Here is an 18,590-nt window from a genome sequence, read left to right as displayed (position 1 = left end):
CGTAGTGATAAGGGCCCTTCAGCGGGGCGGCCTTCGTCTGATTCTGTGCTCCGTCACAGAGGCACCGGATCAAGCGAAGGCCGTAGAGGTGAGTCTGCTGCATCACGATGTCACGCGGGAGCCGTTCGGGCTGCTGTCAGCCTTCCGTGCGGAGTTGTACGCGTCCCTGACCTCACGGGCGGACTCCTTGTTCGAACTCACCGACGCGATGCTGTGTGCCGACGGGCCGGTGAAGACCCTGGTCGGCCTGGCGCTCGCGCCGGAACACCAGCGTGGGCATGGCGCGTTGTACGCCGGGCTGAACCAGGGGCGCCTTGATGTGGACCGGCTGCGGCGGGCCCTGGTCTCGGTACCGTTGCCGAAGGCGGCCGATGGCCGCCTGGTCCTGGCCGTCGACGTCACGCCCTGGCTGCGTCCAGACGCGGACACCGCTCCTGACCGGTGCTTTTGCCACACCTACGGCTACGGAGACAACAAGCACCAGATGATCCCTGGCTGGCCTTACTCCGTCATCGCCGCGCTGGAGACCGGGAGGACCTCGTGGACGGCGGTCCTGGACGCGGTCCGCCTCGGACCCGGCGCCGACGTCGCGGCAGTCACCACCTCACAGATCCGCGAGGTTGTCGAGCGCCTCATCACGGCGGGACAATGGCGCGAGGGCGACCCGGACGTATTGGTCGTGGTCGATGCCGGATACGACGCCCCGCGCCTGGCCCACCTGCTGGCCGGCCTGCCCGTCGAGATCCTGGGCCGGCTCCGTTCGGACCGCGTGATGCGCCGTCCGGCACCCTCCCGCAAGGAGTTCCACCAGGCCAACCCCTTGGGCGGCCGCCCGCCCAAGCACGGCGGCGAGTTCGTCTTCGGCGACCCGGCAACCTGGGGCACCGAGCAAGCCATCACCATCACCGACACCCGCCTCTACGGGAAGGCAACCGCACGGGCCTGGGACCGGCTCCACCCCCGCCTCACCCGGCGATGCGCATGGATCGACCACACCGCCGAGCTGCCCCTGATCGAGGGCACGGTGATCCGGCTCCAGGTCGAGCACCTGCCCTCCGGCGGCGAGCCCAAGCCGGTGTGGCTGTGGTGGTCCAAGACCGGCGCCACCGCGGCCGACACCGACCGTTGCTGGCAGGTCTTCCTGCGCAGATTCGATGTGGAGCACATGTTCAGGTTCTGGAAGCAGACACTCGGCTGGACCGCCCCACGGCTGCGCAGCCCCGAGGCCGCGGACCGGTGGACCTGGCTCGTCCTCGCCGCCCACGCTCAACTCCGCCTCGTCCGCCCGCTGGTGAAGGACCTCCGCCATCCATGGGAGAAGCCCGCCCCGCCGGAACGGCTCACACCCGCCCGAGTCCGCCGGGGGTTCAGAAACCTGCGTCCGACAGCCGCTTCACCAGCCGGTGCGCCGAAACCTTCACATCCTGGCCCAGGGCGTCCAGTTGGCTCGAGGAACCGGCGGTCCGCCACCCGCCATGACGTGGGCAAGGTCCTCGCCACCGGCGAGCGTTACCAGCGCCCCGCCCACCACAAGCTCGGCACGAAACCACGGAGAGTCACCGCCGCAGGATAAATCCCAAGCTGAGCTTGACTCTGTCGGGGATCTTGGAGTTCCTCGGTGCGACAGCATGATCGACAGGCATGCTCGGGTAGTTCCGCCGACCGACGCAGCTGTCGAGGTGCCCCTTGTCGCTCCGCCCTCGTTCCGGTGAGCAGGTCCCGTCTCTGACCGCGCAAGTCGCGCGGGCGAGCAACCCGGGCGGGACGACGGCGATATGGGTACGCGACCGCCTCGATGGGCTGTGGTGCGATGAGGACTTCGCCGACTGGTACCCGCGGGACGGGCGGCCGGGGCTCTCGCCTGCTCAACTGGCCACGGTCTGTGTGCTGCAGTTCCTGCTCGGCCTGTCGGACCGGCAGGCCGCCGAGGCGGTCCGCTGCCGCATCGACTTCAAGTACGCCCTGGCGATGGAGCTGGACGATCCCGGGTTCCACCACAGTGTGCTGGCCGACTTCCGCGACCGTCTCGCCGAAGGCGACCGCGCCGACCGCCTCCTCGACCTCGCGCTGGCCCGCCTCAAGGAGGCCAGACTGGTGCGCGAGCGCACCACGCAGCGCACCGACTCCACCCACGTCCTGGCCGCGGTGCGCGACCTGACCCGCCTGGAGCTGATCACCGAGGCAGTCCGCGCCGCACTCGAAGAAGTCGCTGGTTCTTCCCCGCACCTGCTCGACGGCCTGGTCGACGAGGACTGGGGGCTCCGCTACGGCCGGCCGGTCCGTCTGGGCAAGAACCCCACCAAGCCCATGACCAGGATCCTCGCCACCGGAAACGACGCCGCCCGGCTCCTGGAACACCTCTACCGGCACGGAGCAGACCGCACGCCCGGCTCCCGTGTCCAGGCCCTGCGCCAGATCATGGTGCAGAACTACCACCGTGATCAGGCAGGTCGGCTGCGCTGGCGCACCGCCGAGAAGGAAGGCGGGCCTGGACTGCCGTCCTCGTCCCGGGCGGATCGTCTCGCCCTACGACACCTCGGCACGCTACGCGAGGACAGGGGCACGAATCAGCTGGAAGGGGTTCGCCGCTCATCTGACGGAGACCTGTGCTCCCGACGGCCCCAACGTGATCACGGATGTCGCGACCACTGCGGCTACCACCCACGACAGCCAGGTCCTGCCCGGCATCCACACCCGCCTGGCGCGTCGCGGACTGCTGCCCGCCGAGCACCTGGTCGACACTGGCTACACCTCCCTGCCCCACCTGGAACAGGCCACCCGTGAACACCAGGTCACCGTCTCCGGGCCGCTGAAGAGCAACCCCACCCACCAGCACCGCCGAGGCGAGGGCTTCGCCCGGGACGACTTCCACATCGACTACGACCGTCAGCAGGTCACCTGCCCCCAGGGACAGGTCAGCGCGGGCTGGCACGGCCCCTACCCGACCTCCTCGCCGACCGCGGCCCCGCTGATCGTGGCCAGATTCACCAAGACCCAGTGCCAGCCCTGCCCGGCCCGCACCCAGTGCACCACCGCCCGCGAAAGCCACCGCACCGTGGGCTTTCCCCCACGAGAACTCCGCGACCTGCAACTTCGCGTCCGCGCCGAGCAGCAGAAGCCCGAGTGGAAGACCCGCTACGCGGTCCGCTCCGGAGTGGAGGGCACGGTCAACGAGTTCGCCCACGGCCACGGCATGCGGCGCTGCCGCTACCGAGGACAGGGAAAGGCCCACATCCAGCACATCCTGACGGCCATCGCCGTCAACATCGAGCGCCTCAGCCAACTGCCACCGGCCGAGGAAGTACCCCCACCCCGCCGACCGACCGCCTTCCAGCACTACCTCGACCAGCACGCGATACCCCCGGCCCAAGTCCTGGCGAACCCTGGGAACCTGACCCCCGCATCTTCAAGATCCCCGACAGAGTCAAGCTGAGGGCCGGCCGCTGGCCGACTGCCTGGAGCAGGTGGCCCGGCCCGGCGCGAAGCTGATCATCCAGACGGCCCTGGCGGCTGAGGCGGGTGAGTTCCCCGGCCGCGCCCGGTACCAGCGCGCCGACACCGCTGCGGCCCAGGACGACGACGGCCGGGATGCGGCCGAGGACAGCCCCGTGGCGCCGGTGGTGCGGGCCGGGCACCGCCAACGCACCCCCGGGAGGCGGTCATCAAGACCACATCCGGGCCGGTCAAGGTCAAGAAGCCCGAGCTGCGCGGCACGAGCGAGAAGTTCGCCTCGCGTCTGTTCGGGACGACGGTGACCCGCACGAACGCGCTCGAGTCCCTCGTCATCGCCTCGTTCGTGCGCGGCCTGTCCACCCGCGACGTTCGGAACATCCCCGCCGAGGCATTTGGGCCCGGATGCGGCGCTGTCGAAGTCCACGCTCTCCAGCATCTGCCAGGCGGTCCGCACCGAGTACGACGCCTGGCGCGAACGCGATCTGTCCGGCGTCACGCTGGACTGCTTGTTCATCGACGCCTCGCCCTTCCGCATGCACCCGAACGCTCCCGCGGAGCCGGTGCTCGCCGCCTGGGGCATCGACACCGGCGGCAGGCCCGTCCTCATCGGCCTGGAAGCCGCCGGCTCCCAATCCCACGACGCCTGGGCCGGCTTCCTCCAGGGACTCCTCGACCGCGGCCTCACCCCGCCGCTGCTGGTGATATCCGACGGCGGCAGCGCCCTCATCTCCGCCTGCGAGCCCGTCCTGGGCCGCAGCCCGCGCCAGCGGTGTCTGATACACCAATGCCGCAACGTCACCTCGAAGGCCAGCCGCCACGACCTCGAGCAGGTCAAGAAGGAGTTCTGGGAGAACTTCGATACCAGCGAGCTCAGTATCCCGCCTGGTCAGCGGCTCGTCGAGACCGTTCAGCGCCGCACCGACGCCTTCGCCGCGAAGTGGGAGAAGATCTACCCCGCAGCCCTCAAGCCCCTTCTGGCAGACCGGAGTCCACTCACCGCCTCCCTGCGCTTCCCTGCCGAGCACCACAAGCGGATCCGCCACTCCAGCTTCATCCAGCGGACCTCCGGCAAGACCCGGCGCCGGGTCAAGGCCATCGGCCGCTTCCCCGGCGAGACCTCCTGCGTCAGCCTGGCCTTCGCCGTCCCGTCCCGCACCGCGACCGGATGGCACGGCTTCACCACCACCCCCACCGGCCCGCGCCAACTCGAACGCATACGCCGCGACCTGCTCCACCCCACCGAGACAGAAGTGATCCACCTCGCACCCCCGGCCCGCGTGTCCCTCACCAAGGCCGCATCACATCAACCCCACGGAACCCCTCGTCGAGCCTTTTACACCGCACCAAGGACGCGACCCGCCAGGTGCGTCAGGGCCGGTCACGGTTACCGATCCACTCCTTGGCCTTGGTGTCAACGCTGATCACCGGCTGATCGGCGTCGAGGAAGGCAGCGGCGGTGGCGTTGATGTGAGTGAACTGGGCATCGCGGTCCGGATGGCGGGCACCTTCGGTGGTTTTGGCGGTGCCTTGCAGGCTGTAGCCCATCTTGTGTAGGAGATGTCCGACGGTTGTGGCACTGATCGGGTGGCCCTCGGATGTCAGGGCCTGGGCCAGGGTGCGCAGCGACCGTGTGGTCCAGCGAAGCGGGGAGACGGGATCACCGCGGGCGTGCGGCTCGATCAGCGCCTCAAGGGCCGGCAGCAGGCCGGGGTCGGTTGTTGTCAGCGGCTTGCGGCCAGCTCCCGGGGCACGGATGCGATGGGTTGGCGGGGACGACACGACCAGCTCGGTGATGCCGCGGGCGATGGTGGCGGCGCTCGTGCCGGAGACGGCGGCCACCGTGGTGATCCCGCCGTGGCCGAGCGCGACGGCCTCGCTGGCCAGGTAGAGCCGGCGGCGCCGTTCGTCGAGGTGCGGGAGGACCTGGTCGAACTTGGCCTGCAGTGCGGTAGTCGGGGTGTGGTGGTGCGGAGGCGTAGTCATGACCCAGCCTCCCACTGCGTCCTGACCCGCAGATCCAATCTGACAGTCATTTACGTACGAGCCCTGGGCGGGGTGTTCCCCTGCCAGATCGGGGTGATGGCCGCCTGGGCCACCGGCGCCGGACAGGCTCCGGTCGACTGGGAGTTGTACCTGCCCAAGGAGTGGGCCGAGGACCGGCTGCGGTGCCGTGCGGCGTATGTCCCCGACGGGGTCGTCTTCGCGACCAAGCCCCGCTTGGCCGAGGCGATGATCTCCCGGATCCTGCCCGACCTGCCGACCGGGCGGGTGTGGGTGGCCGCCGACGAGGTCTACGGCCGCGACGGGGCCTTCCGAAGCTTCCTCGAAGGAAACCACCTGCCGTATGTGGTCAATGTGCAGGCCGACCACACGGTGCTGCCCCGCCCCGGCTGGCGCCACCTAGCCCGCCTGGTGGCCCGGTGCGCGGCCGAGGACGAGTGGGTCACCCTGCCTGCCGGACCCAGTCAGCTCGACAGCAGGACGTGGCAGTGGTGGGTCCGCCAGATTCCCGATCCGCAGGCGAGCCCCGGGGCGTGGGCGCGGTGGATCGTGGTCCGCCGCCGCCCCGAGGAGCCCGAAAACCGTGACTACTACATTGGGTGGGGGCCGCCCGGGACCGAGCTGGAAGAGATCGTTCTGGTGCCCGGCGCCCGCTGGCGGGTGGAGGAGGCGATCAAGCTGGCGAAGTCCGCCTGCGGGCTGGCCGACTACGAGGTGCGGTCCTTCCACGGCTGGTACCGGCACATCACCCTCGCCCAACTGGCGGCAGCCTTCTTGGCCGTCAGCGACGCACAGGCCGCGCGGGAGGACGGCCCGCCGACCGTCAGCCGGTTCGGTGCCGACCTGCCCCGCCGGGCCGACGGGGCAAACAGGGGGCTCTGGCTGACCCCACCAGCACCGTGAGGCCCGTGCGGTTCACCGCGTTCGAGATCCAACGTCTCATTGTGCTGATGTGGCCCCTGCCCCCGCACCAGGAGCGGATCCGGCGCGGGCTGGCCTGGTCCCTGTGGCGGCGACTCCACCAGGCCACCGCCCGGGCCTGCCACCGGCGCTGACGCACCCCCGCGGGAGCGGCAGGGAACCCTCCGCCGGCTGCCCATCAGACTGAACTACAGCGGGCCAACTGACCTACAACTGAAGGGACAGTCCTAACCCCAGGAGGGAAAGTCGGAATCTCCAGCTTCCGTGTCCTCCCAGTTGAGCCGCTGGACGTATCCCCCCGCCTCACGTGAAAGCTTAGTGCACTCGTTGGGATTGTGCGAGCAGACGACGATATCTGCATCGTCGAGATAGACCTCACTATCTCTGAAACTCTTATCCGAGGTGTCAAGTAGCCTATAGAAAGCTTTTTTGCTCCCCAAGGATTCCGGCCCATGCATAACCAGTTCTACCTAGTTCATAATCCCAATGGTCTTGGAAGCCGCCACTTTTAGTCTCCCCGAAGGCTAGCACGCATGTGCCACGTTTGAGGTATTCCAAGGGATATTTTCCCCTATATGCCATCACCCACCCACTGTTCCCTCTGTCTTCATAATGGTGAAACAGTGCCCTGCTCGCGCGCACACGGGCCTCGCATGAGCGTTGTAATTTCGGCTTGTTTCGGTTCTCCTCAAGCCTGGCGCACTCCTGACTCGGGCACTTCACCACTCCCTCCTCCAAGTGGACGAAGACCTCTCTGTCATCGCATTTCCCCGTCTCGTCCTCCTTGAGGTGCAGGAAGTGCCGTCGATGGTCATGCATATCGGGGAGATACTTTCCGACCTCGGTGATGCATCGGCCGGGATCAGCAATCTTGTCCGAGGTGGCTACGACTCTATAGCCACCCCCGATCGCCTTTTCCTTCTCATACTTGCACAGAACGGTCTCACCCGCCATCCGATACAAACACGGCTTCACGACCTCAGGTCTGGCCTCTTGAGTGGCCGCAGCAGCCACTTGATAGGCCTCGTAGCATGTTTGCGAAAATTCGTCGTCGCAATTCTCATTGACCCAGATTGAATAACTAGGCAAAAAATCGTGGTCAGCGGGTAGGAAACCATCACAAGGGTCCCCTGTGGGGACTGCCTGAGAGGTTTCCAGCCCTGCCGGTTGAGCCGCTACGGCAGGGGGTGGCAGGACGGAAACCGCAGCCGAGGGAGCTGTGGCTGCCAGCAGGCCGACCCTGATACGCGCACGAGCGAGCATGCCATCTCCATTTGTGACTGATCTGGTCAGACAGGGCAGGAACCGACGGACGTGGTGAACCGAGTCCTGCCCTGATACTGCCCTGATACGGGACAGTGCTTGAAGCCCCGGCCGATGGGGTTTCCATACGGCTGAGCATGCCCTGCTCATCCATCAAGGGCACGGCAGGTTAGGCCAGGCCGTGCATCAGCGACGGTCGGGTGGTCTGAGGGGATCTCTCCCTCGGGCTCCCGAAGATCCCGACGTAATTTTGGGTAGGCTGGCAGAGGGATCTGGAGCCTTTTTCACGTGTAGATCATGAGGGTGAGGAGTGCTGCGGAGACTGACGAGAGCCTGTTCGGACTGGTCCGGGCGTGGCGGAGGATCCTCCATTGCTTGATCCGGGAGATGGCCCGTTCGACGGGAGCCCGGAGCGCCGCGTGAACTTTGTTTGATTTCTTGTGCTTGTCGGGCAGTTCGGCTCCGGGCCTTCGTCTGATCGGGGTGATCACGGTGCCGCCGGCGCCCTGGTAGCCCTTGTCCGCGAGGACATCGAGGCCCAGCACGGCGCAGGTCTCGACGACGTCGTGTTCCCGGGCGGCGGTGATGTCGTGGGTGCCGCCGGGCAGAGCAGGTGAGATCCACAGCAGTTTGCCCTCTTCTGCCGTGATGACCTGCAGGTTGACGCCCTCACGGCGGGCCTTGCCGGAGAAGTGGCCCGCGGCCTGGACCCGGTCGGTTTCCGCGACGGTGCCGTCCAGCAGCAGGTATCCGTCCGCGTGATGGCTGGTGAGGGCCTCCGTCAACGACGGTGCCACAGCCGCGAGGTGCTCGATCGTGTGGTTCACGTAGCGCCGGGCGGTGGCCGTGCCGATACCGAAGTCGGCGGCGATCTGTTCGAGGGTGTCGTGCTTGCGCAGGTGGACCAGGGCTCACCGTGCCCGGTCGTACGGTCGCAGCTTGCACTGTCGGTCGGCCTCGCAGGACGCGATCACGATCGTGACCAGTCCCAGGAGGTCCTCGTCGACATCGCATCCGGCAGGATAGGAGAACACGGGGCATCTCCGCAGGTGAGGCAGATGTTCGGCGACTCGCCAACCAGCGGGGTGCCCCGTTCGTCACGCCACCGTCAACGCCCAGCTGCCACCTCGCCCGCCAGCCGTACACGTGAAAAGGCTCCTGAAGGACCTGAACATCCAGGGGCGGGTGCGTTTCCTCTTGAGTGACGAGTGTGTGTCTGGTGGGCCGGGTTTCTCGTTGCGGTAGCTGTTGATCAGCTGGTGTGGGTGAGGCGGGGCCGGATGGGCTGTGGGGAGGTGCTCTTGCTGCTGCGGGAGCGGGAGGCGGCCTGCCGTCGGGAGGCGGAGCGGTTGCGCGGGGAGGCCGTGCGGGGCGCGGGGCTGCTGGTGGTGTGCGAGCAGGAGCTGGCCCGGGTGGCGACGGCATGCCAGGTCGTAGGCGGGCTCCCGGCGGCGCACGGCGAGGCCGGGTCGGGGTCGGGCCCCGGCCCCGCGAGCGGAGGTGTCGGGTCCCGTCGGCATTCAAGCTGCCGAGGAAGCTGGCGAGTTCACGGGGCGGATGCTGGGGGTGCTGGCCGCGTAGGCCGGTCCGGTGCGGTGTCGGCAGGTGGTGGAGGGGCTCGGGCTGGAGGCGGTGTCCCGTGAAGTGGAGCGGGTGCGCCACCAGTTGAAGAAGGCTACTGCCGCCGGGCGGGTGGTGCAGACCCCGGGCGGCCTCTTCACCCTGGCGCGTGGAGGTGCCGCGGTGCGCGGGTTTCCTGCCGGTACGGGGACGGGCCTCCTTCTTGCTGGTCGGGTGAGGAGCCAGACCGGGCAAGGAAGAAGACCCGGTGGCGCCTTACATGTCCGCGCCCCAGGTCCCCGGCCCGTTCACCGCCACTCCCGCGGTCCACCGCCAACTCCTCGACCGCTGCCAGCCTCTCGACGGCACCGCGGCGATCCCGGCCCAGCGGAAGGCCCGCCGCGAGTACGAGAACCGCGTCAACGCCCTCGGGGCTCACACCCGGAGCTGAAAAGACCCACCACGATCAAGATCTGGCGGCTTTTGGGCTTCCCTCGGCGCTACCCCAGGTGGATGCCCGCGCCGCCGCCGAGGTGCGCGTGGAGGTCGTCACGGGCAGCGACACGGTGGTGCGTCCTTGGGCCGAACGGAGCCACCGCCGGCTGCTGGCCACCACGCTGGGCCGGGTGGAGGCGACCGGGATGGCTTACCGCGCCCCCGGTGCGGCCAACCTGCACCCCGGCGACGCCGCCCTGTCCCTGCCGCAGCAGGTCTGCTCCTCCCCGCTGCAGCGCGCCGTCGCCCTCGAGGCCGCACAGACACCCCTGCGCCGGGCGGGCGCGCACCTTGAGCGCACCACCGGCCGCCGGCCCGGCACCGGGCAGTTGATGGAGATCGCCTGTCGCGTCGCCGCCCGCATCCCCGCCTTCTGCCAGCAGGGTGTGTCCGCCCCGGCCGCCGGCAGCGAGGGGGACCGGCTGCTGGTGCTCAGCTGCGACGCGACCGGCGTGAACATGATCCCGTCTGATCCGCGGGAGCCGGTCCGCACCGCACGGGCAGCCGACGGCCCCAAGCCGCCCTCGGCCCAGCTGTCCAGTCGCGAGCACACCGGTCGCCGGCGGATGGCGACCGTCTTCGTTATCTACGACGCCGACCCGGTCCCACGCACCGGTGCGTGGGGGTCCCACGCACCGGTGCGGACGTCCTGCCGGCCACCGCGGCCGAACGCGCTGCCCGCACCCACGGCCCGCGCGCACGGGGCCGACACCTGGGCTCCCTTCAGCGGTCCGCCGCGGCCATGGTCACCGCCATGTTTGACCACACCGAACAGCGAGACCCCGACCACCGGCGCCGCCGGATCGTCCCGGTCGACGGCGCCAACCACCAACCCGACCGGGTGCATCGCAAGGGAAGCGGGCACCCGCGGCGTCCATGCGGACACGACCGTGGACATCGTGCATGTAATCGAATATCTGTGGCGGGCCGCCGAGGACCTCCACCCAGGCCACGCAGCGCGCGCGGCCTGGGCCGCCGGCGCCGCCCGCACCGTGCTGGACGGGCACAGTCCCCGCGTCGTCGCACTGCGCCAGCACCTGCGCACCCGCCCCGATGACGCGAAGCAACTGCCCGCCGTCGCCCGCACCGCCGCCTCCCCTGCAGGCCAAGGAGCCCTGCCTGCGCTACCACCTCACCCTCACTATGGGCTGGCCCATCGCGACCGGGGTGATCGAGGGAAGCTGCCGCCTCCTCGTCAAGGACCGCCTGGACACGACCGGGGCCAGAGGAAGCCTGCCCGGCACCGAGGCGGTCCTCCTCCTGCGCGCCGTCATCGACAACGGCAACGTCGAGCGGTACTGGCGCTCCTTCACCGAACTCGACCACCTGCACACCCACGCCGTCCGCTACCAGGGACAACCCGCCCCCGCAGCGTGACCGCAACCACCCACATCACTCAAGAAGCAACCATCACTCAAGAAGCAACGTACCCAGAAGTCCATGCCGAGTACGAAGAGTTGCAGGCCGCAGCACAGGAATCCCGCAAAACCCCTGTCCGAGAAACGCAGGGCGCCTCAGGGTGAGATCACCAACGGAACGACCGGGAGCCCTGCCACCTCACGAGCCGCTCACCCGCACACCCACATCACTCCTCAGACCAGAGGATGAGAAGGGTTCACTGCCTCACGCCCCCATTGTCGCGAACGACCGGGCCGTGCGAAAGAAGGTAGGGCCGCATGACCAGCGTCCCACGGCCGTCGACCTGCCACTTCGCCCACCACTTGTCGACCGCCTTCAGGGACACCCCGAACACCGCGGCCACGTCCTCACGGCCCCGTCCGGCCACCAACGTGGCCACCGACCGCAACCGAAGGGCCTCCTGTGCCGACGGCGACAGATGCCGCACGTCCCTCACCAGATCGCCCACACCCCTCCAGCGACCCAGAACCCAAACCGTTTCGGATCAATAGCTCCGCCGCGCCCCTCGCGGGTGTACACTAGATCCATGTCTACGTATCCAATCGCAGAGGCGCGCGGGCAACTCGGTGAACTGGCCCGCCGGGCTGCCCAGCATGAACGCGTAGTTCTCACCGACCGAGGCACCCCGACCGCCGTGCTGGTATCAGCCAGCGACCTGGAAGACCTGGAAGACGCCCTCACCCTGGCGCGCCTGGAACTTCAGCGTGCTCTGGGGCAAGGCAGGCCAGGTATTCCGTGGAGCGAAGCCCGCAGCATGCTGCTGGACGCCGCTGCCCAGGCTGAACAGGAGCTGGAGGCTTGAGCTGGCATCTCACCATTGAGCCCGCAGCGCTCGACGAAATCGCAGGATTCCTCAAGACCGATCCTGTAGCAGTGCGCGTCTTGATTGCCGCGATTGACGCGTTGGAAGATGGTCCTAATGTTACGGGATCCCACCCTTGGGGTATCAGTTATCGCAGACTTCGCCATGGCCCATGGCGTGTTCTCTATCGCATCAACGATCAAGAGCGCACTATCCACGTCGAACACATCGGGTTCCGCCACTGATGCCACGCGTCTTGTCCATGGACCTAGAATCTAACCCGAAAGTAACGTGAAGTCTTCCGGATGGCTTTCGACATGTCGGACGGCACCTACGGCCACCGGCGCGTCCACGCACAGCTCACACGCCGGGGCCGTACCGCCAGCCTGGAACTGATCCGCCTGCTCATGCGCGAACTGGGCCTTCAGCCCTGCCAGCCCCGCCCGAAGCTGCCCGGTCTGACCCGGGCAGCAGGTGGGCACAGTGCCCGACCTCGTCGGCCGCGACTTCACCGCCGATGCCCCCAGGGCTGAAGCGTTCTCGCTCGTCGAGATGGGCAGTTGATGCTGGCTGGCCGGGTTCGGTCCGGTGAGTCCGGTGGGTGCACGAAGGACGCGACCTCCGATGATCAAGGTGTCTGAAGCCGTTGATCGTTCGGGGGTCGCGTCCGCATGCCAGTTTCCACGATCGCAGCCCTGTCCTGCCATCGCGGCCGTATCGCGGACGTCCCGGACGTGGCGCCGCAGGAGGTGGCGCGTCTGGCGGAGGTACTCGATGTGCTGCCCGATCCACGGCGTCGGCAAGGTCGCCGTTACCGGCTCGGCGTGCTGCTGTCCGTGTGTACGCTCGCGGTGCTCGGCTGTGCGTCCAACCTGATCGCGATCGCCCGGTTCACTGCCGGTCTGCGGCCGGAAACCCGCTCCCGCCTTGGCCTGGAGGCGAGTGTTCCGCGGGCCTGCACGCTGGGGCGGCTGCCAGCCCGGATCGACGGCGACGCCCTGGACCAGGCCGTCGGCGCCTGGCTGGCCGCACAGCTCGAACCCGCCGGCGGACTGCGGGCCCTGGCCGTGGACGGCAAGTCCCTGCGCGGCTCGCGCACCGCCACCCGCACCGCAGTTCACCTGCTCGCGGCCGTCGTGCACGGCGAGCGCACCGTGATCGCCCAGCGGCAGGTCGACGTCAAGAGCAACGAGATCACCGCGTTCCAGCCCCTGCTCGCGCCGCTGCAGCTGGTCGGCACCGTCGTCACGTTCGACGCGCTGCTGACGCAGACCGAGCACGCCCGCTTCCTCGTCGCGGAGAAGAACGCCCATTACATCGCCGTGGTCAAGGGCAACCACCCCACTCTGCGGGCCGAGTTGAAGAGCCTGCCCTGGCGGGACATTCCGCTGCTGGACAAGACCCGCACCGCCGGTCACAGCCGGGACGAGATCCGCCGGCTCAAGGCCGCCACCGTCTACAGCCTTACCTTCCCACACGCCGTGCAGGCCCTGCAGATCGTGCGCCGCTGCCGCGACATCCGCACCGGGAAGGTGACCTTCGAGCGTGTCTACGCGGTCACCAGCCTGAGCGCCGAACAGGCCACCGCCACTCAACTCGCCGCCACCGTGCGCGGACACTGGCAAGTCGAAGCCCTGCACCACGTGAGAGACGTGACGTTCCGCGAGGACGCCTGCCGCATCCATACCGGAAACGCACCCCGAGCCCTGGCCGCGATCCGCAATCTCGCGATCGCCCTGGCCCACCTCGTCGGCTGGACCAACCACACCGAAGCAACCGATCACTACCGGTCACACCCCGAGCACGCACTCGACCTCATCGCGCCCACCAGCTGAGAAAGATCCATCCCTGCCGATGCCCCCGGCAAGAAACTCGTCGGCGACATCACTTACATCAAAACCGGCGAAGGCTGGCTGTATCTGGCGACCGTCATCGGCTGCTGCACGAAGGAAGTGATCGGCTACGCAATGGACGACCACTACCAGACCTCTCTCATATCCCGGGCCATACGCAACGCGGCACGCAATCGGAAACTGACGAGAGGAGCCACATTTCACTCAGACCGCAGAAGCAATTATTGAGTCGGAACTGTTGAGTTGCTTTCTGTCCATCCTCTCTGTGTGTAGAGGGTTTCGTTAAGCGGCCTGGGGCTGCTATTCTGTGGTGTGGTGTCGGTTCTCGTGTGAGGCGCCCCCGGTGGTGTGGACACTCTGACAATGGATCTTGTGGATCCGAGGAAGGGTGTCCTGGTGGGACGAAGGTCTCCGTATCCGGCGGAGTTCAGGAACGATGCGGTGGCGCTGTACCGGACGGCGGGAGGGAAGCGCACATATGCCGCGGTCGCGGCGGATGTCGGGGTGACCGGCGAGACCCTGTGCAGTTGGGTGCGCCAGGCCGGCGAACAGGCCGGCCGCGCCAGCAGCCGCGGAGGGGAGTCTGCGGCGGAGAGCCGGGATGAGGAACTGGCGCGGCTGCGGGCGGAGAACGGCCGGCTGCGCAGGGCCGAGAAGGAGTGGGAACTCGAGCGGGAGGTCCTGCGCCGGGCAGCCCCGTATTTCGCCAAGGAGATGAGGGCATAACCCGCCGCTGGGACTTCATCTCCGCCCACCGCGCCGACTTCGGCGTCAAGCGGATATGCCGGGTCCTTCACGTGTCCCGCTCGGGCTACTACCGGTGGCTCGCCGGGGCGAAGGCCCGCAGCGAGCGGCGGGCCGCGGACTGCGCCCTGGTCGCTGAGATCCGCGAGATCCACACCGAGCACAAGGGCACGTACGGGGTCCGCCGGGTCCACGCCGAGCTGCGGGGCTTCGGGCATACCGTCAACCGCAAGCGCGTCGAGCACCTCATGAGGAAGCACGGGATCAAGGGCCGCCACCTGCGGCGCCGCAAGCGCACCACGGTCCCCGACCGGCTCGCACCACCCGCCCCCGGCCTCGTCCGCCGCGACTTCTCCGCCCGTCAGCCAGACGAGAAATGGTGCGGCAATCATCACCTACGTGCAGGTCGGCGGCTCGTGGCTGTATCTGGCCTGTGTCCTGGACATCTGCTCGTGCCGGGTGCTCGGCTACTCGATGGCCACCCATATGCGGTCCGAACTGGTCATCGACGCCCTGAAGATGGCCGCGTCGGCAGCGTCGGCGGGGTGATCTTCCATACGGACAGAGGCGCGCAATACACCTCGGACGCGTTCGCCCAGGTCTGCGCGGGTTTCGGGATCCGCAGGAGCATGGGCCGGGCCGGCTTGAGCTACGACAATGCCCTCGCCGAGTCGTTCTGGCAGGGGCTCAAGAGGGAGACGATGCACGAGAGGCTGTTCTCGACGGTGCGCCAGGCAAGGCTGGAGATCTTCCAGTGGCTCACCTACTACAACACGCGCAGACGCCACAGTGCCCTCAGCTACCTCTCGCCCACAGAGTTCGAACAACAGCACCTACGAGCAGATAGACTCACAATCGCGGCATGAGCCCCTGTGCCCACACACCGGGGGCCCGTCCTCGCCCGCTGCCCCGAACTGGACACGGCCGCCGGACATGTCCGAGACTTCGGCGAGATCCTCACCGACCGCCTCGGCGCCACGCTCCCCACCTGGATCAACGCCGTCGACGCCAGCCAGTTGCCCGGCCTCACCGGCTTCGCACTCCACCTGCTCCGCGACCTCGACGCCGTGACCGCCGGGCTCACCCTTGAGTGGAGCTCAGGCGGCACCGAAGGCGCCGTGAACCGCATCAAGAAGATCAAGAGACAGCTCTATGGTCGTGCCGGATTCGAACTACTCCGCAAGATGATTCTGCTTCAGTGCCGCTCCTCGACGGCTCCCCAAGATCTGTGCCAGAACCGATTTCGCGCTGCGCCCCGGTCGCATAGTCGGCAGCGTGCTGATCGACATTGATACCCGCGATCCGGAGCGGCTCGGCTTCGGGCGCCGGCCGGGCCGTTCCCGGGGTGAACAATATGTCCGACTTCGCCAGGAGGGGCGCAGTCAGGCCGATACTCGTCCGTCGGACGAGGTCATCAGTGCCGCAGTGGGCATCGGAAACGAACTTAACGTGATCAAACGGTTATAATAGCTCTGACCTAGTTTCACACGTCAAATACACGGCATAAATCCCCTAAGGCGGCACTCACTCCAGAGCCGCTTGCAGTCACCACAGAAGCAGATCGCCCAGCCGGTGAAGGTCTGCCGCTCGCGGACTGGCGACCACTAGGCGAACGCGGCGCGCACGCCGCTACCCCGGCCCTGCGGTGCAGCGAGGTCCCGCACACCACCCAATGCCCCGGCCCGCCCGCGTCCTGGCACCAAAGGCGAACCGGAGGCGAAGCACAAAGCCCCATGCACTGATCCTGCGGAGCTCCCACCCGCGCGCGGGCTCCTTATAGAGGAACACGGCGGTATCGGGCAGACAGGAGTATCTCATGCGCGTCATCTCTACCCGCGGCCTGGTCTCGGCAACTGCCTCAGCACTTACCCTCGTTGGGACGATGGCCTTGCCTACCGGCGCGGCCACCGCCCAGCAGTTCTGCAACGGCAGGCCCGCCACCGTCGCGGGTACCAACGGCGACGACACCCTCACCGGCACGCCCGGCCCTGACGTCATCGTCGGTTTGGGCGGCAACGACACCATCAGCGGCGACGCCGGCAACGACACCATCTGCGGCGGCGGCAACGACATCGTCTACGGCGAAGCGGAAAACGCTGGTATCTCGGCCGCCGCCGGCGGCAACGACACCATCAAGGGCGGCGGCGGCAACGACATCGTCTACGGCGAGTTCAAAAACGCCACCGGCCCCCTGGCCGCCGGCGCCCTCGGCGGCGCCGACACGATCGACGGCGGCGTGGGCGCCGATACCGTCTACGGCGACATTGAGAAAGCGACTATCACCACCGTCGGCGTGGGCGCGGTATTCGCTAGCGACCACCTGACCGGCGGCATCGGCGCCGACACCATCTACGGTGACATCAGGGATCTCACCATCAAGGTCGTCGGCGCGGTCACCCTCGGGGCCGGTAACAACACCATCAACGGCGGGGACGGCGAGGATACCGTCCACGGCAACTTCGGGACCGTCACTACCGGCGGCCCCATCATCTCCAGCGGCCTCAGCGACACCATCAACGGCGGAGAGGGCAGTGACACCCTCTACGGCGACGCCAAAGAGGGTAACACCAACCTGACACCCGTCGCGGGAGGTCACTCCGACACAATCGACGGCGGCAACGGCACCGACAGCGGCAACGCCGGACCCGGCACCGACAGCGGCAACGCCGGACCCGGCACCGACACCTGCACCAACACCGAATTCGTTACCAACTGCGAGCTGTGACCCCGCCGACCGCTTCCGGCACGCCACTCCTCCCCGCCCGGCCCATTCCTGACCAGAATGAGCCGGGCAGAGCGAAGGGACACGCCCGGGTTCGAGAGAGTCCCATGACAGCCGCTCCGGGAGCCTCCGCCACCGCGCTGCGGTTCTTGTCGTTGGAGATCACTTCCCGGTGCCAGCTGACTTGCCCCCAGTGAGGCTGCTCGTACAGTTGCGATCCGCGTTGGAGGGGCGGGCGGCTGTTTCTGCGTCCGGCGGGGGCAGGAAGCGGCATACGTCGGACAGGCCTCCTGGCCTGGCGTCGTCTCCCACACGGGCCCGCTCCGCAACGGCGGTAACGGTAGGGTCGCAGGCGGCGGCGCAGGCATCAGCGGCGAAGTCGATGCCCATTGGGCTTCACAGTCGCTCTCTCCGGCGCCGGGGGCAACAGCGACACCGGCAGCTTCGCTGGTGCTGGCGGCGGCGCTGGTATCGGAGGCCCCGGCGCCAGCGCTGGCCCGGATTTGGCCGCCACCGGGGGCGGCAACACCCGAGTCGCTGGCCCGACGGCAGCAGCTACGCGAAGGTCCTCGGCTGGGGATACTCGACATGTCACGAGCATGGGTCCCGTGCGAACTTTGGTCGGCTCAGTATGAAACCTACGCTCGTGGCTCTTTTACACCACTCACCGGACGCGACCGGGCGTTCTCGTGGCTGCGTCGCAGCCGCTGTACCGCGAGGCCAAGAGCGCCCGCGATGCAAGCGCCGCCTACGGCCAGAGCTGCGGGTGAGTCAGTGAACGAGCCGCCTCCCCCGGCGTGGACGCCATGCCGGGAGGGTTGCGTGGTGTGTAGAGGCGTGGTTGGTGCAGGCAGAGAAGATGTGGGTGATGCTGTGCGGGTGACGATGAACGTGGCTTGCCACTGACCGTCGCCGGGGCAGGTGCCGTCCACGGACCATTCGGATGTATCACCCACCGTATTTGGGCCGCTGGATGCAGAGCCGGTCGTTCCGGCGATGCGGGCGGTGCCCTGGTAAGTAGCACCGGTAGGCGGCCTGGTTGGATTCTGCACTTGCTGGAGCTGGACTGAGCCTGGCTCGAATGCCCGGGAGACGGCCACCATCGTCTCCGGGAGCGCCCCGCCTACAACTGGGCAGGTAACAGAGACCGTGACCTGTTCCCCAGGAACCACGCGGTTCGGGGCCACCTCGGCAGCTGCTCCAGCCATCTGAGGAGTCGGGGCCGCAGCGGTGAGGAAGGCAATGGCCGCGGCCAGAAAAACGGCGGTAGGCACTGACGTACGCATAACACCATTCGAACCCGGCAACGCATCTTCCGCCTGGCGTGTCTTCCAAATGGGTGCAGGAAGCGACTGAG

At 67.9% G+C, this 18,590-nt stretch carries 14 protein-coding genes and 6 pseudogenes; 17 read left to right on the top strand and 3 right to left on the bottom strand.

All coding sequences use genetic code 11. The annotated features are described in order from the left end of the window. Positions 1-88: 88 nt before the first annotated feature. From C9F11_RS44260 to C9F11_RS44250, 4 genes are all read left to right on the top strand, one after another. Positions 89-1,573 (top strand): NF041680 family putative transposase, encoded by a 1,485-nt coding sequence (locus C9F11_RS44260; protein WP_249402327.1) that lies wholly within the window; start codon positions 89-91, stop codon positions 1,571-1,573. Between the two features lie 113 nt (positions 1,574-1,686). Further along, positions 1,687-2,784, top strand: coding sequence for a transposase (locus C9F11_RS49255; protein ID WP_249402326.1), 1,098 nt, complete (start codon positions 1,687-1,689; stop codon positions 2,782-2,784). After that, the gene (locus C9F11_RS49250) at positions 2,678-3,433 is read left to right on the top strand and encodes a transposase (RefSeq protein ID WP_249402405.1); all 756 of its coding nucleotides are present in this window, start codon (positions 2,678-2,680) and stop codon (positions 3,431-3,433) included. Before C9F11_RS49255 ends, C9F11_RS49250 begins: the two co-directional genes overlap by 107 nt. Before the next feature lie 412 nt (positions 3,434-3,845). Further along, positions 3,846-4,874: a transposase gene (locus C9F11_RS44250; protein ID WP_138968086.1), complete on the top strand. Its 1,029-nt coding sequence runs from the start codon at positions 3,846-3,848 to the stop codon at positions 4,872-4,874. Here C9F11_RS44250 and C9F11_RS44245 read toward each other — a convergent pair. Beyond that, a pseudogene (locus C9F11_RS44245) lies at positions 4,825-5,436 on the bottom strand (ISAzo13 family transposase); the annotation flags it as partial. The gene C9F11_RS44250 and the pseudogene C9F11_RS44245 overlap by 50 nt on opposite strands. Here C9F11_RS44245 and C9F11_RS44240 point away from each other — a divergent pair. The 3 genes from C9F11_RS44240 to C9F11_RS44235 all read left to right on the top strand — a co-directional run bounded on the left by C9F11_RS44240 (position 5,365) and on the right by C9F11_RS44235 (position 7,452). Next, positions 5,365-6,357 carry an IS701 family transposase gene (locus C9F11_RS44240; protein WP_269078163.1) on the top strand — a complete coding sequence of 331 codons (993 nt, stop codon included), beginning with the start codon at positions 5,365-5,367 and terminating at the stop codon, positions 6,355-6,357. The pseudogene C9F11_RS44245 and the gene C9F11_RS44240 sit on opposite strands and share 72 nt — an antisense overlap. A 5-nt stretch (positions 6,358-6,362) precedes the next feature. Then, complete coding sequence (locus C9F11_RS47900) at positions 6,363-6,509, top strand: hypothetical protein (RefSeq protein WP_171076194.1); 147 nt, start codon at positions 6,363-6,365, stop codon at positions 6,507-6,509. A 604-nt stretch (positions 6,510-7,113) separates the two neighbouring features. Beyond that, positions 7,114-7,452, top strand: a complete 339-nt coding sequence (locus C9F11_RS44235; protein ID WP_138968082.1) for a hypothetical protein — start codon at positions 7,114-7,116, stop codon at positions 7,450-7,452. A 470-nt stretch (positions 7,453-7,922) separates the two neighbouring features. Here the strand turns inward: C9F11_RS44235 and C9F11_RS44230 are convergent. Next, a pseudogene (locus tag C9F11_RS44230) lies at positions 7,923-8,672 on the bottom strand (transposase family protein). Positions 8,673-9,508: 836 nt separating this feature from the next. On the opposite strand from C9F11_RS44230, the pseudogene C9F11_RS44225 reads away from it, so the two are divergent. Continuing rightward, positions 9,509-9,649: pseudogene (locus C9F11_RS44225) on the top strand (recombinase family protein); the annotation flags it as partial. A gap of 1,097 nt (positions 9,650-10,746) precedes the next feature. Continuing rightward, positions 10,747-11,070 carry a hypothetical protein gene (locus C9F11_RS44220; protein WP_138968080.1) on the top strand — a complete coding sequence of 108 codons (324 nt, stop codon included), beginning with the start codon at positions 10,747-10,749 and terminating at the stop codon, positions 11,068-11,070. A gap of 238 nt (positions 11,071-11,308) precedes the next feature. Here C9F11_RS44220 and C9F11_RS44215 read toward each other — a convergent pair whose 3' ends face one another. Next, the gene (locus C9F11_RS44215) at positions 11,309-11,560 is read right to left on the bottom strand and encodes a helix-turn-helix domain-containing protein (RefSeq protein ID WP_212767947.1); all 252 of its coding nucleotides are present in this window, start codon (positions 11,558-11,560) and stop codon (positions 11,309-11,311) included. A gap of 78 nt (positions 11,561-11,638) precedes the next feature. Between C9F11_RS44215 and C9F11_RS44210 the strand changes: the two genes are divergently transcribed. The 8 genes and pseudogenes from C9F11_RS44210 to C9F11_RS44170 all read left to right on the top strand — a co-directional run bounded on the left by C9F11_RS44210 (position 11,639) and on the right by C9F11_RS44170 (position 17,236). Next, complete coding sequence (locus C9F11_RS44210; protein WP_138968077.1) at positions 11,639-11,914, top strand: type II toxin-antitoxin system Phd/YefM family antitoxin; 276 nt, start codon at positions 11,639-11,641, stop codon at positions 11,912-11,914. Further along, positions 11,911-12,159, top strand: a complete 249-nt coding sequence (locus tag C9F11_RS44205; protein WP_138968074.1) for a type II toxin-antitoxin system RelE/ParE family toxin — start codon at positions 11,911-11,913, stop codon at positions 12,157-12,159. Before C9F11_RS44210 ends, C9F11_RS44205 begins: the two co-directional genes overlap by 4 nt. Before the next feature lie 489 nt (positions 12,160-12,648). Beyond that, positions 12,649-13,749 carry an ISAs1 family transposase gene (locus tag C9F11_RS44195; protein ID WP_171076193.1) on the top strand — a complete coding sequence of 367 codons (1,101 nt, stop codon included), beginning with the start codon at positions 12,649-12,651 and terminating at the stop codon, positions 13,747-13,749. A 24-nt stretch (positions 13,750-13,773) separates the two neighbouring features. After that, positions 13,774-13,995, top strand: a pseudogene (locus C9F11_RS44190) (DDE-type integrase/transposase/recombinase); the annotation flags it as partial. 168 nt (positions 13,996-14,163) lie between these two features. Continuing rightward, a pseudogene (locus C9F11_RS44185) lies at positions 14,164-15,377 on the top strand (IS3 family transposase). Between the two features lie 27 nt (positions 15,378-15,404). After that, positions 15,405-15,704 (top strand): annotated as a pseudogene (locus tag C9F11_RS44180) (transposase); the annotation flags it as partial. An 82-nt stretch (positions 15,705-15,786) separates the two neighbouring features. Then, positions 15,787-15,978 carry a hypothetical protein gene (locus tag C9F11_RS44175; RefSeq protein ID WP_138968065.1) on the top strand — a complete coding sequence of 64 codons (192 nt, stop codon included), beginning with the start codon at positions 15,787-15,789 and terminating at the stop codon, positions 15,976-15,978. 349 nt (positions 15,979-16,327) lie between these two features. Beyond that, on the top strand, positions 16,328-17,236 hold the full coding sequence (locus C9F11_RS44170; protein WP_138968063.1) for a calcium-binding protein: 909 nt from the start codon (positions 16,328-16,330) through the stop codon (positions 17,234-17,236). Positions 17,237-18,590: the final 1,354 nt, after the last annotated feature.

The organism is Streptomyces sp. YIM 121038 (assembly GCF_006088715.1).
In the GTDB taxonomy this organism is placed as follows: Bacteria; Actinomycetota; Actinomycetes; order Streptomycetales; family Streptomycetaceae; genus Streptomyces.
The sequence above is the reverse complement of the archived record's forward strand: the minus strand, read 5'-3'. Positions and strand labels throughout refer to the sequence as shown.

Bases quoted from the DNA above. Each gene is read 5' to 3' on its own strand.
- C9F11_RS44170 (WP_138968063.1), top strand. From the start codon at position 16,328: ATGCGCGTCATCTCTACCCGCGGCCTGGTCTCGGCAACTGCCTCAGCA.
- C9F11_RS44220 (WP_138968080.1), top strand. From the start codon at position 10,747: ATGACGCGAAGCAACTGCCCGCCGTCGCCCGCACCGCCGCCTCCCCTG.
- C9F11_RS44210 (WP_138968077.1), top strand. From the start codon at position 11,639: ATGTCTACGTATCCAATCGCAGAGGCGCGCGGGCAACTCGGTGAACTG.